This is a genomic window from Aliivibrio kagoshimensis (assembly GCF_050337105.1).
GTDB lineage: Bacteria > Pseudomonadota > Gammaproteobacteria > Enterobacterales > Vibrionaceae > Aliivibrio_A > Aliivibrio_A kagoshimensis.
In genome coordinates this window covers 16,976-29,610 of sequence record NZ_JAKJSQ010000016.1, presented here as the reverse complement: position 1 = coordinate 29,610, position 12,635 = coordinate 16,976, and the positions used below count along the sequence as shown (strand labels likewise).

Sequence of the window (12,635 nt, the reverse complement as noted above, 5' to 3'; positions counted from 1 at the left end):
TACAACAAGACAAATAGGATTCTTAATATAGGTTCAACTATCTCGTTGCCTATTAATAAGCGAACCTTCTGGACTTCGTGCATTTTGTTTATGGTGCTAATTGCCAGCTTTATTTGCAGTCTTAAACTGGGTTCGGTGGTCGTTGATTGGCAAGATGTGTTCTCTGTGATCACATTGGATTCTTCCACTAATGATGCAACGACGACGATTTACCAGTTACGTTTACCTCGTGTTATTGGCGCTATCGCAGCAGGGGCATTAATGGCTATCTCTGGTTATTTATTGCAGATAGCAGCACGAAATTCATTGGCCGATCCCGGCGTGCTCGGCCTTTCTGATGGCGCCGCACTTTCGGTCATCGTGCTTTATATTCTATTTTTACAGAGCTCTGTGACTGCCAGTATTTTCGCCAGCTTTTTGGGAGTGATACTTACGGCATTGATGGTGCTTTGGTTTGTACATAAAAGTGTAAATGGCGCTTTTATCATTTTAGTCGGTATTGCTTTTGGAGCCGTATTTTCGGCGCTTAGTGATGTTTTATTATCCTCAGTCACTGTTGAGGATATGGCTTATTTGATGGCATTTTTGTCTGGCAGTTTTTTGTATCTAGATGTATTCAGCGCGGCATTTTTGATCGTTTGGTTAGCCTTAGTGGCAACCGTATTTTTACTCTTAGGCCGACACATTAATCCACTTAATTTTGGCTATCACCAAGCCATGTCATTGGGGGTACCGGCAAAGAGGTATTACCTATTGATTATTATTTTAGCTGTTTTCGCTATGGCCCCGGTCATTGCTCTGGTGGGAGCGATCGGTTTTGTTGGGTTAATAGCGACATTTTTAGCGAAAAACATAATTGGCTATAGAGGCACTGAGCTTGGAGTGGTCAGTATGTTGTTGGGAGCCATTATGACGCTCTGGGCTGATACGCTAGGGCGAACACTGTTCGCTCCAGTAATGATTCATGCGGGTGTTTTTATCGCATTAATAGGCGCGTTATTTTTTATTCTAATGACGCGCTTTCTAGTTAGGCAATAAAGCCTTTTATTTTTAAGGAAGAACATGAAATTAATAAAACGATTGATTAGCTACACACTTATTGGCTTATCATTTCAAGCGGTAGCTAAGGAAACGATGACAGTGACTGACCATGCTGGCAATCAAGTCGAAATAATGAAACACCCTAAACGAATTGCTTCATTACATGTTATGTCAGCAACGTCGATATTACTGGATCTTCAGGCGCCGATAGTGGGAACATCAACCTATATAAAGCTGCCTGAAAACCAACCGTATATTCGTGGTGGTGAAGAGGTATTTGGCATTAAATTCGCTGATACTGGCTATGTTAACTATGGCCATAAAGGAAGTGATATTGAACAAATTAAAGCGTCTAAACCTGATTTGATTATTGGTACGGTAAAATATCAAAGTAAAGTGTTCGATAAACTTTCTGCTATTGCTCCGACAGTATTGATTAAACGTTATACGTCTAATATATTCGATGCTTATCGTGACGTTGCAACCTGGGTAGGTGAAGAGGCGATATTTGAAGAACGTTATGCTCAGTACCAACAAAAAATTAATGATTTTAAAAACAAATACTCTGAAGAATTATCCGGAAAAACATTTGTTTATGCTGTTCCACGTAAAGGCAAAGCAGAAATTAAAATTAGACAAAATTCCGGTATTATTACTCAGGTTTTATTTGATTTAGGCTTGTCGCGAACCCAATTTCTGAAAGATAACTTTAAACGTGATGATGCTGGTGATGAAGTGAGTTCTGAGTTGATTCAATCATTAGATGCTGATTGGTTCTTCAGTACCTACTCTTCTGAATCGGGTGCTAAAGTTGAGTCCATCGATATTGCTTTTGATGATGTTGCTCCCGGCTGGCAGAGCGCTTTAAATGCCTATAAAACCAATCAGTTTATCCGTTTGAATCGCGAAAAAGCCTATGCGCCTACCTTCGTCTCTGTCGATTACGTGTTAAATGCTTTAGAGCAACGCATTATTGAAAATAGAGCTAAGAATTTTTAATTCATTTAAATGTTGATTTATTTTTAATATCAATGGCATACATGGTCTCCTCGACGAGTGAGTTGATCATGTATGACCCATTCATCCCTACACAAACAACTCAACCGGTAAGTGTTCGTAGATCAGTTTTGCCGTCATCATCATCGTTACGGATATAAATACCGGTCGCACCAGTCTTGTGCCATAGGTAATGACAAACTTACTGCCAATGATAGAGCCGATAATCTGCCCTGCTCCCATGATTAAACCTAACGTGTAATCAACGTGCCCTAATACAATGAAAAGGATGAGCGAAGCGATGTTCCCAACAAGATTAAGCGGTTTCGTGGCCATTGTGGCTTGCTTGATGGTGTAACCGAGCAATATGACAAATGCCAGCATCCAAATTGATCCTGTGCCGGGACCAAAAAAACCATTGTAAAAACCAATAATCAATCCAGCCAAAACCATGAAACGGGGTGTTGAAAGCTTAGCGATGCTGGTGGTGGTTGATTTGAGCTTATTAGACGTTATCGAATAGACCGTGATAGCAACCATCATAATTGGTAGCAATATCTCCAATGACTCTTTATCAATAATACTCACCGCAAAAGAGCCAATTAATGCACCTATTGAGGTGAAAAAAATGCCAGTGACAATCCCTTTGGTGGGAAGTTGTTTAGAGAAAATAAACATTAGCGATGTGGTTAGCTCTCCGATCACGGCTTGAAGTCTGTTAGTACCAAGGGCCACCATAGGTGGTAATCCAAGGAGCAGTAGACTAGGGATAGTAATTAGCCCGCCACCGCCTGCAATGGCATCGACTACCCCAGCTAATACCGCGATAGTGAAGAGCAGTAAGTAGACCGAATCACTGCTGTTCAGATTTAATAAATGTTCCATATGGCATTCCCTTGTATTTTCGTTTTGCTATTTGTACCATCCTAAAGGGTATAGTTAAATTTACTGCTCCTAACTTTATAATTAAGGTTGAAGTTAATGCTGTCATCTCAGGATATTCATTTTTTCGTCACCATTGCCGCGAGTCGCTCTTTGGCCGCAGCGGCAAGGAAATTAAATGTGACCCCACCAAGTGTTTCTCAGCGATTGCAACTACTTGAGAGTAAACTTGGCGTTAAATTAGTTGAGAGAAATGCACGCTCAATATCACTGACGAGTGAAGGGGAAAGATTGGCCCAAAAGGGACAGTTACTGTTATTGGATTTGGAAGGGCTACAACAAGATATTTCTGACAATAGAATGGCCATTTCTGGCGATCTCAAAATAGTCTCCCCGATTGGTTTTGGAGAGCGTCACATTGGCCCCATCATTGCTGAATTTCAAAATCTGAATCCTTTAACTCGAATTGAACTCAGCTTATCGGATATTCCTAAATGGTCAGTACACAAAAGCCCAGACATCATGTTTTACATCGGACATTTAGAGGACTCATCCCTTAAGAGAGTGGTGTTGGCTAAGAATCGCAGGCTTTTATTGGCTTCGCCTGAGTACATCAAGTCTGCACTACCATTAGAGAACCCATTAGATTTAGAACATCACCGATGTATTGCCCTTAGAGAGAACGACGAAGATGCGACGATGTGGCGATTCACTGAGACGGCAACAGGCGATTTAATCAGTGTCAGGATCTCACCCCCGCTATCAAGTAACGTGAGTCAAGTAACCAAGGATTGGTGTGTTACCGGACAGGGGATCATTCAACGATCTGAGTGGGATGTTAAACAGGAGCTTGAAAGTGGAGCATTAGTGCAACTGCTGCCTAATTATCAGTTAGCGACGGCAGATATCGTTGCTCTTATGTCATCAGAGCGCTTCAATCGCTCACGAAAAGTCACCGCGTTTCTTGAATATTTACAGCAACGTTTAGGTGAGCGATTAGGGAAGGCATTCTAGACAACAGTCTGTTGCTTTAACCAATTTATAATGGCTTGATTGGTCTCTTCTGGTTTCTCTTGTTGTATCCAATGGCCACAATCTAGACTGATCACATCGACATTAGGGACGAACTCTGGCAGATTTTCCGACTTAGGAATCACGTCCCGCTCGCCATAGATCATAAGAGTAGGCTGGTGGATAATGAGGTTCACGTCCGCCAATATGTGCCAGTTTCTATCTAGGTTTCGGTACCAATTTATGCTACTAGTAAACCCTGAGGATTCGAAAGAGGACACAAACACGTCCAGTTCATCGTCGCTCATTAATGGATCACCAGTTGGTGTTTTGGAGTTAGCGAGGTTGATCATCGCCATGCCTTGTTCAGCTTCTTTGGCTGGCTCGTTTTTCCTATATAGATTCCGGAGAAATTGGGACGTATTTTGTTCTAATACTGTATCCGCAACACCTGGCTGTCGATTAAAGTGAACAAAGTAGTTGTCGCTGCCAAGTATCTGCTCCATCAACTCTATCCAAGGTGTGTCCCCACGCACTTGGTAGGGCAGACTCAGGTTGATTACCTTGTTAACACGCTTTGGATGCAATAAAGTCAGTCCCCAAATGACCATCGCTCCCCAATCATGACCGATGAAGGTAGCGTCTTCGTATCCGTAGTGATCGAGCAGGGCGGTGAGATCTCCCGACAAATGTTCAATGTTATATTTGATGACTTCCGACGGCTTAGATGAATGGCCATAACCTCGCTGATTTGGGACGATAACATGATAACCCGCTTCTACGAGGGCTGGTATTTGATAGCGCCAAGAAAAGGCATGCTCTGGCCAACCATGGCAGAGGACGATGGGGTTACCAATATTTTTCTGTCCGGCCTCGAAGACTTCTAGTGTCACACCGTTTACGGGAATGAGTGTGGGTTTAGGGAACTGAGTGGGATCAAACATTGTATTTCTCCTATAGGGTTTAGATGCTCTACGTGGCATTTACAGGTGCACATAACAACTTTGCACTTTCTCTACTGACGCCGATGGGTAAGTTATATATCGTAATGGTGACAAATATTGGCACCTTTGAAAGGTAACCTGAAAAAATGACTATTCGACAACGACAAGATGCCATCGTGCGTTGCTTACGCCGCAACGGAACCTTAACAGTTGCAGGTTTAGCGCAAGAGGTAGGTGCGTCCAGACGTACAGTGTTACGGGATCTCAATGCTCTGCGTGATGAAGGTTTTGTGATTCATTCTGAACCAGGACGAGGTGGGGGATTGCAACTTGATCCCCGGTCGGTTCAAACCACGGTGAGACTGTCGGTTTCAGAAGTGTTTGCGCTGCTCATAAGCGTAGCGTCAGTGTATGCCATCGGAGGCATGCCATTTTCGGGGCATGCGGATATTGCGCTTGCTAAAATAGAAAAAGCGCTACCATCAGACAAGTTACATGATCTACGCCGCCTGCTGGACTGTTTGTATGTCGGGAAACTGGCACCGCAAGTAGACCTCACCGATATGAGAGAAATGGACACTTCGCTACTGTCCGCTTTCGAAACTGCTTTTTTGCAACAACGTTACTTGCGCTTTGAATATTGTGACGCAAAAGGAGTGGTCACTGACAGATATGTTGAGCCACAAGCGATGCTTATTTTACCGCCTCTCTGGTATTTGGTCGCTTGGGATCCGAAACGTAATGATTTTCGTCACTTTAGAATGGATCGGATCCGAGCCCCTGAATTTGTCGAAGGTAAGACTTTTATGCGAAGACATATTCCGTTTGACGATCACGTCTCTCCCGTTCGTAACCTAGCGCGCTGATTCATCGCTCTTGGTTCTAGTGGGTAGTATGGCTTGGTCCATTGCGCACGATATCTTGACCGGTTTGGAACACTTCTTCTGTCACCCAACGTGATAATAGTAACTGATGCTTATCATCCAGAACGGCCACAAAACGACGACCGTCTTTATTACTGGTTGCCATTGCCAACCCTGCTACATTCGTTAACCCATAAACTCCATTTTCTACTGCAGTGATAAAGGATTCTAATTCTTTAAGGTTGGCGATGATGTCTGCGTCATTGTTCATATTGGTATCTCTGCTGAGCTAAATTGAAATTGGCGAAATGTTGCGATATTTACCTTCCCAATGCAACTCTATATTTGCTCTTTTTATATTTGGGTTGTTAGGAGTGGCATCACGTAAGTTTAAGAAAAGAATGTAATCACATTTTCGACACTCCAAATAAACTTTTATTGCGAAGCACCTGCCATTTGGTAGGTGCTTTTTTTATTGCCATTCGGCGCATTCAGATGAATGAATATTTTCTTTTCTGACTCTATTCTATTGAATTATAGGTAAAATACGGTTGACTCTTTTTTGCGTGCACGTAATAATGATAACCATTATCATTTGTATTATGTGTTGCGTGGCTCTCTGTTATGTTATAACGTAACACTTAATGTTCTTATACCAAAGGAGTGAAAATGAAATTTATCGGATATCTGCTGTGTTTAGTATTGAGTACTATTAGCTTTACTAGTGCTGCTAACATTAATTTCTCTTGGACAGTAAACGCTGGGCCTATTAATCCCCACCAGACGTCCCCAAATCAAATGTATGCCCAAGCGATGGTTTATGAACCTTTGGTCAAATATAGTCAAGGTGGAAAACTCATCCCTTGGTTGGCAACATCGTGGGGTATTTCACCAGATGGTACTCAATATACGTTTAGGTTGCGAGAAGGGGTGAAGTTTTCAAATGGTGAACCTTTCAATGCGCAAGCTGTGAAAGCAAACTTTGAACAAGTCCTCATGAACTTTGAAAAGCATCGTTGGTTAGAGCTAATTAAGAAAATTGATCATGTTGATGTGGTGGATGAGTTAACGGTCAACTTGGTTTTAAAGAGTGCGTATTATCCAACGTTACAAGAGTTATCTTTAGTTCGCCCTGTACGATTTATGGCTCCATCAGCCATGCCGAAAAAAGGACATACTGGTGATGGTATTAATGCACCAGTTGGAACAGGTCCTTGGATGCTTGATTCAACGGTTTTAGGAGTGAAAGATACCTTCGTTCGCAACCCTCACTACTGGGGACAGACACCGGAACATGAACAAGTAGAGGTTGCCGTCATTGCCGATCCTAATGCTCGTGCACTGGCTTTTGAAAGCGGCATGGTTAACTTAATTTATGGTTTGGAAGGTCAGATTTCTCCAGATTCCTTTGATCGCTTTCGCAAGAACCCTTCTCTGCATACGGGATTATCTGATCCAATTTCAACTCGTCTCATTGCAATGAACAGCGCACGATCAGCGACACAAGAGCGTGAGGTACGAATCGCCCTCAATTATGCGATTGATCGTGAAGGGATCTCAAAAGGTATTTTTTACGGTACTGAATCTCCCGCCAATAGTTTGTTCGCTAAAAATGTGCCCTATGCGGACGTTGCGCTCACGACATACCAACACAGCAGAAAGCATGCTGAGAAGCTGTTGGATAACGCGGGGTGGACGCTGTCGGAAGGGAAAACATACCGTACCAAACAGGGTGAAGTGCTTGAGCTTGAATTGGTATATCACGGGCATGACGCTAACCAAAAAGCGATTGCCGAGGTACTGCAAGCCAACTTTAAAGATGCGGGGGTGAAGTTAATATTGGCCGCTGAAGAACGAAGCCGTTTTTATAAGCGACAAAAAGGGGGAGAGTTCGATTTAATCTTCAATAATACTTGGGGATCACCTTATGATCCGCACTCGTTTGTTAGCGGAATGCGACATCCATCCCACGCGGATTATATGGCTCAAGCAGGCCTATCTAACAAAGCGGATATTGACCGTAATATTGATGCGATTTTGTCAAGTACCAGTGAAACTGAGCGAAAAAATCTGTACTCGACGCTCTTGAACACGTTGCATGACGAAGCCGTATACCTACCGATCACCTATATGCGTATTACTGGTGTAGCTTCCAAGAAACTCGGGAAGTTCTCTATGGGCTCAACGGTGTTTGATATTCCATTTGAGCAGTTCCAATAATCACTAATCGCATAGGTAGTGTCGACCAAAGCGCTTATTTGTGATCGATACTACCATGTGTCAGTGCTCTATTTGGTGAAGGAATCATCATGTTATCTTTTGTTATACGGCGTTTGCTGCTTGTACCTCCGTTACTGTGGGCAGTATCGTTAATCATCTTTTTATTCTTGCGTTTGAGTGGCGCTGAACCTGCCCTTGCCTACTTACGTGCGGCAAATATACCGTTAACCGATCAAGCTATTATCGACGCGGAGCGTTTCTTAGGTCTTGATAAGCCGTTATGGGAGCAGTACTTTGACTGGTTTAATGGAGCCATTCATTTAGATTTCGGTGTGTCTTACATGACAAGTCGCCCCGTTCTTGGCGATCTTCTCTATTATCTACCCGCCACCCTCAAGTTAGCGTCATTTGCATTACTGCTGACGCTCGTCCTCTCTATTCCGTTAGCGATTTGGGCGGCGCGGTATCGTGATAAATGGCCAGATTTTACCATTCGAGGCTTAGCGTTTATTGGCGTTTCAATTCCAAACTTCTGGTTAGGATTTTTGTTGGTGCTTCTATTCTCCATTCACTTGAAGTGGTTACCGCCCATGGGTTATGGCGGCTTGTCACATATGCTGTTGCCTGCTGTGGCGATTGCGTTTATGTCCCTGTGTATCAATGCTCGGTTATTACGAGCTAGCATGTTAGAAGTGAGTGGTCAACGGCATGTTCGTTATGCTCGAATGCGAGGTATTTCACCGCGGCGTGTCGAACGAACCCATATTTTACGTAACAGCTTACTTCCTATCGTAACTGCTGCTGGTATGCATATTGGTGAGCTTATTGGTGGGTCTTTGATCGTCGAAAGTATTTTCAGTTGGCCGGGGGTAGGGCGCTACGCTATTACGGCAATCAGTAATAATGATTATCCAGTTATTCAATGTTTTACCTTAATGATGACCACCATTTTTATCTTTTGTAACTTGGTGATCGATATTATCTACGCGTGGCTTGATCCCCGAATTCGCTTGGAGGCAGTTGAATGTCAATAATTAGAGGTATGTCCGTTAGTGCATTGCTTGGTTTTATCTCCCTTTCACTACTTATGGTCGTTGCTGTTTTTGCTCCTTGGTTTTCGCCCTATGACCCTAATTCGATCGATTTAACGCAACGTTTGCAAGGGATGAGTAGTGTGCATCTCTTAGGGACCGATCACCTTGGTCGCGACATGTTTTCCCGTCTTGTGACAGCAACCTCTGTCTCTCTTGGTGCCGTTTTTGTCACGCTGACATTAATGCTCATTATCGGGGTTGGTCTTGGTGGTCTTGCCGGGTTTGTCGGAGGCAGAACGGATCAGGTTATTATGCGCACTTGTGATGTATTTATGACTTTCCCAACGGTTGTGCTGGCTCTATTTATGGTCGCTATTCTCGGTACTGGGTTAGTCAATGTCATTATCGCGATAGCGGTTACACACTGGGCTTGGTATGCGCGTATTTCGAGGAGCCTGGTACTCACCGTTAGGCACAGTGATTATTTACAGGCCGCTAAATTGGCGGGGGTGCCACCTTTTGCTCGTTTTCGTGTGCATATATTGCCGAACATCATGGTGCAATTAATGGTGCTGGCAACGTTGGATATTGGCCATGTGATGTTGCACGTTTCAGGTTTGAGTTTTCTTGGCTTAGGGGTTCAATCACCGACACCAGAGTGGGGAGTCATGATCAACGATGCACGACAGTTTATCTGGACGAATCCTCTATTAGTCATTTGGCCAGGTCTGGCCATTTTAATCAGTGTGATGTCTTTTAATCTGCTCGGTGATGCACTGCGCGATAAACTCGATCCAAATTTGGAGCACAGCGGATGAAGCTTGAATTAACTGACCTCAGTGTGATCACATCTTCTACTACATTAGTGAACAATGTCAGCCTATCGATTGAATCTGGCTCTGTTTTAGCGCTGATTGGAGCGAGTGGATCTGGAAAATCAATGACCTGTTCCGCTATTTTTGATCTGTTGCCATCAGGTCTTAAACGCAGCGGTGATATCACTCTTGATGGAATAAAAATTGATATGGCGTCAATACGTGGCAAACGCATAACCTGCATTATGCAAAACCCAGTCAGTGCGTTTAATCCATTGCAAACTATGAAGCATCATGGTGTCGAGACCATGCAGGCTAGCGGTCAAAAATATAATGAGAATACCTTAGTTGAGGCGATGCAAGATGCCGGGTTGCAGGAGTGGGAAACCACACTGAACTTATACCCATTCCAAATGAGTGGGGGTATGTTGCAAAGAATGATGTTGGCTTTAGCATTAGTGAGTGGCGCGGAGCTATTGGTGGCTGATGAGCCAACCACTGACCTTGATTTGGTGGTACAAGCTCATGTTCTTAATCGTTTAGAAGCCATCAGCAAGAAACGTAATTTAGGCGTGTTACTTGTGACTCACGATTTTGGCGTTGTTGCGCGGCTTGCTGATCGTGTTGCTGTGATGTCGGAGGGTGCAATAGTGGAACAAGGGTCGGTCACTCAAATCTTCCATCGCCCAAGTCACCCCGCAACACAATCGCTGTTAGATGCTCACCTCTCGTTATACAAGGAACACAGCTATGGATAAATTTATATCAGTACAAGGGGTAGCAAAGCGATATCACGCTCAAGGGCTATTGAGTCGTCAAAAGAGCAAGCAAGTATTGACGGATATTCATCTGGATATTCATCATGGAGAGTCCCTAGCACTTGTAGGGGCTAGTGGTAGCGGGAAAAGTACCCTTTGTCGCTTAATATTAGGTCTGGAGCCGTGCAGTGATGGGCGTATTCTTCATCAAGGGAAAGAGATCGCCTCCTTTACTGGGGCTCAATGGCGAGAGTATCGTCAACACGTTCAGCTTGTTTTTCAAGATGCGATCGGAGCGGTCAACCCAAGACAAAGGGTTGAACAAATTTTGGCAGAACCGTTGCGTTATTTACGTCAGCTTAGTAAAAGTGAAATTGCATCAGAAAGTAAGACGCTGATGCGACAAGTTGGTTTGGATACAACACTATTAAAACGTCGCGCTGGCCAGCTTAGTGGTGGCCAATTACAACGCGTTGGTATCGCACGTGCTTTGGCTGTTCGTCCTAAATTGATTGCTCTTGATGAGTCGCTATCTAGCCTAGATCTTGTCCTGCAGCAGCAGATGATTGAGCTGTTACAGTCGATTCAGCGTGAGCTGGGAACCGCTTTTTTGCTTATTACGCATGATCTACGTTTGGTTGATCTCTTTTGCCATCGAGTCATTGTGCTTGATGATGGAAAAATTGTGGAGAGTCGTCCTGCACAAAGTGTCGAACCATGGCAAAGCAGTATGGGAAAAATGCTCAATGATGCTATTTTGCCTGCCATGCCTATGGGTTAAGTTCAGACGCAAATGCAGCGGGTTAATGAGCTGCTATTCGCTTTTTTGGCGGTATCGTTTATATTTTAAAGTACCTTTATGTCTACATTAAAGTGATAACTATGTTCTTAACCCGATTGATTTACGTGAGTACGGCAACAGACAAAGTGACCCCTGATACCCTTGACGGTATTTTAATTTCATCACGGAAAAACAATAAAAAGGGCTATGTAACTGGGCTTTTAAGTTTCACGCATAAATATTATTTGCAGTGTTTAGAAGGCTCTAGGGCAGAAGTGAATCGCACCTTCAACCGTATCCTTAAAGATGAGAAGCACACCAATATTGTCATTCTCTATTACCAAGAGATTAATGAAAGAGAGTTTGGTGACTGGTCAATGGGCAATATTCCGCAATCAAATTTAACAGGATTATTAAAGTTACAATTTGGAGGAAGTGATGAATTTCGTCCATATGAGATGTCGGGTGAAAGCGCTTATCGCATGCTGTTAACGTTAAAACAGAGCTTGCCATCTGAGTAGCGCTTTTATCATTCTTCTCTAGTGCTTAAAGGTATTCACTTCATTGGCACTGGTCGCCGTGAGGTCACCGGTTGGGTTAATCAGATGAGGTAATATCTTTGCGATGTTTAACTCGATGTCTTTATCTTCTACTGGGTTAATAACCTCATTATACCAACCCAATAAACCAAGCACTGCGTAACCTATGGCATCATCTTCATCACGGTGTTCAATGATGATCTGTAGAAACCGTAATATCGCTTTATCATTCGACTCTGCTTGTTGACGCGTTTCGTGGAAGATGTCGGTGGCTTCAGCAATTAAGCCAGCATATTCGGTTTCAATCGCGATTTTAAAAGAGCCGCCGTCAACGGAGATTCTCATGATATTTTGTCACTGCGTTATTAAAATATAGGAAGATAATAGCGAAAAAAATGCAGCTTGTCTTAATTTAGCGGTGAACTACAATTGTTTGAAAAAAGCGTGCTCTGGTATGGTTAATGTTCACTGACTTGAAAACGGATAAAGGTTGGATGATAACGTGATGAATCATGAAAACATCATCGACATATGGCATTCGAACCCAACAGAGTATCGACGTGCTTATGTGATACCTGATGGTTGTCAGGATGTGATTTTTAGTTTTCAACCGAATAATAAACCGAACGTTTACCTGTCCCCACTCTATCAACAAACCATCATGATAGAGATGATGCCAGATACTCAAATGATGGGGTTTTGCCTTCCAAGTTAGGAGTGAATGGCAAATATAGAGTAGAAGCATATCCTT

General features: G+C 43.2%; 15 protein-coding genes. 11 read left to right on the top strand and 4 right to left on the bottom strand.

Going from position 1 to position 12,635, the window contains the following annotated elements; translation table 11 throughout:
• The first annotated feature begins 90 nt into the window (after positions 1–90).
• Together L4C32_RS07680 and L4C32_RS07675 are read left to right on the top strand one after the other, a co-directional pair.
• On the top strand, positions 91–1,038 hold the full coding sequence (locus L4C32_RS07680; protein WP_428196281.1) for a FecCD family ABC transporter permease: 948 nt from the start codon (positions 91–93) through the stop codon (positions 1,036–1,038).
• 24 nt (positions 1,039–1,062) lie between these two features.
• Positions 1,063–2,040 carry an ABC transporter substrate-binding protein gene (locus tag L4C32_RS07675; RefSeq protein ID WP_428196280.1) on the top strand — a complete coding sequence of 326 codons (978 nt, stop codon included), beginning with the start codon at positions 1,063–1,065 and terminating at the stop codon, positions 2,038–2,040.
• An 87-nt stretch (positions 2,041–2,127) separates the two neighbouring features.
• On the opposite strand, the gene L4C32_RS07670 is transcribed toward L4C32_RS07675, so the two are convergent.
• Positions 2,128–2,922, bottom strand: a complete 795-nt coding sequence (locus L4C32_RS07670) for a TSUP family transporter (RefSeq protein WP_428196279.1) — start codon at positions 2,920–2,922, stop codon at positions 2,128–2,130.
• A 96-nt stretch (positions 2,923–3,018) separates the two neighbouring features.
• Here L4C32_RS07670 and L4C32_RS07665 point away from each other — a divergent pair, with 96 nt between their 5' ends.
• Positions 3,019–3,933, top strand: a complete 915-nt coding sequence (locus L4C32_RS07665) for a LysR family transcriptional regulator (RefSeq protein ID WP_428196278.1) — start codon at positions 3,019–3,021, stop codon at positions 3,931–3,933.
• Here L4C32_RS07665 and L4C32_RS07660 read toward each other — a convergent pair.
• A complete protein-coding gene (locus L4C32_RS07660) occupies positions 3,930–4,874 on the bottom strand; it encodes an alpha/beta fold hydrolase (RefSeq protein WP_428196277.1) in 945 nt (314 codons plus the stop codon). The genes L4C32_RS07665 and L4C32_RS07660 overlap by 4 nt on opposite strands.
• Positions 4,875–5,020: 146 nt before the next feature.
• Here L4C32_RS07660 and L4C32_RS07655 point away from each other — a divergent pair, with 146 nt between their 5' ends.
• Positions 5,021–5,740 carry a helix-turn-helix transcriptional regulator gene (locus tag L4C32_RS07655; RefSeq protein WP_428196276.1) on the top strand — a complete coding sequence of 240 codons (720 nt, stop codon included), beginning with the start codon at positions 5,021–5,023 and terminating at the stop codon, positions 5,738–5,740.
• Between the two features lie 16 nt (positions 5,741–5,756).
• On the opposite strand, the gene L4C32_RS07650 is transcribed toward L4C32_RS07655, so the two are convergent.
• Positions 5,757–6,008 carry a hypothetical protein gene (locus L4C32_RS07650; protein WP_428196275.1) on the bottom strand — a complete coding sequence of 84 codons (252 nt, stop codon included), beginning with the start codon at positions 6,006–6,008 and terminating at the stop codon, positions 5,757–5,759.
• 398 nt (positions 6,009–6,406) lie between these two features.
• Here L4C32_RS07650 and nikA point away from each other — a divergent pair, with 398 nt between their 5' ends.
• The 6 genes from nikA to L4C32_RS07620 all read left to right on the top strand — a co-directional run bounded on the left by nikA (position 6,407) and on the right by L4C32_RS07620 (position 11,866).
• Entirely contained in the window at positions 6,407–7,957 is a 1,551-nt protein-coding gene (nikA, locus tag L4C32_RS07645; protein WP_428196274.1) for a nickel ABC transporter substrate-binding protein, read from the top strand.
• A gap of 89 nt (positions 7,958–8,046) precedes the next feature.
• A complete protein-coding gene (gene nikB, locus L4C32_RS07640; protein ID WP_428196273.1) occupies positions 8,047–8,991 on the top strand; it encodes a nickel ABC transporter permease subunit NikB in 945 nt (314 codons plus the stop codon).
• A complete protein-coding gene (gene nikC / locus L4C32_RS07635; protein ID WP_428196272.1) occupies positions 8,982–9,809 on the top strand; it encodes a nickel ABC transporter permease subunit NikC in 828 nt (275 codons plus the stop codon). The genes nikB and nikC overlap by 10 nt, the downstream gene beginning before the upstream one ends.
• Positions 9,806–10,564: an ATP-binding cassette domain-containing protein gene (locus L4C32_RS07630; RefSeq protein WP_428196271.1), complete on the top strand. Its 759-nt coding sequence runs from the start codon at positions 9,806–9,808 to the stop codon at positions 10,562–10,564. Before nikC ends, L4C32_RS07630 begins: the two co-directional genes overlap by 4 nt.
• Entirely contained in the window at positions 10,557–11,345 is a 789-nt protein-coding gene (locus L4C32_RS07625) for an ATP-binding cassette domain-containing protein (RefSeq protein WP_428196270.1), read from the top strand. Before L4C32_RS07630 ends, L4C32_RS07625 begins: the two co-directional genes overlap by 8 nt.
• 101 nt (positions 11,346–11,446) lie before the next feature.
• A complete protein-coding gene (locus L4C32_RS07620) occupies positions 11,447–11,866 on the top strand; it encodes a BLUF domain-containing protein (protein WP_428196269.1) in 420 nt (139 codons plus the stop codon).
• An 18-nt stretch (positions 11,867–11,884) separates the two neighbouring features.
• Here the strand turns inward: L4C32_RS07620 and L4C32_RS07615 are convergent, their stop codons facing one another.
• A complete protein-coding gene (locus L4C32_RS07615; RefSeq protein WP_428196268.1) occupies positions 11,885–12,229 on the bottom strand; it encodes a hypothetical protein in 345 nt (114 codons plus the stop codon).
• A 157-nt stretch (positions 12,230–12,386) separates the two neighbouring features.
• Here L4C32_RS07615 and L4C32_RS07610 point away from each other — a divergent pair, with 157 nt between their 5' ends.
• Positions 12,387–12,599: a hypothetical protein gene (locus L4C32_RS07610; protein ID WP_428196267.1), complete on the top strand. Its 213-nt coding sequence runs from the start codon at positions 12,387–12,389 to the stop codon at positions 12,597–12,599.
• Positions 12,600–12,635: the final 36 nt, after the last annotated feature.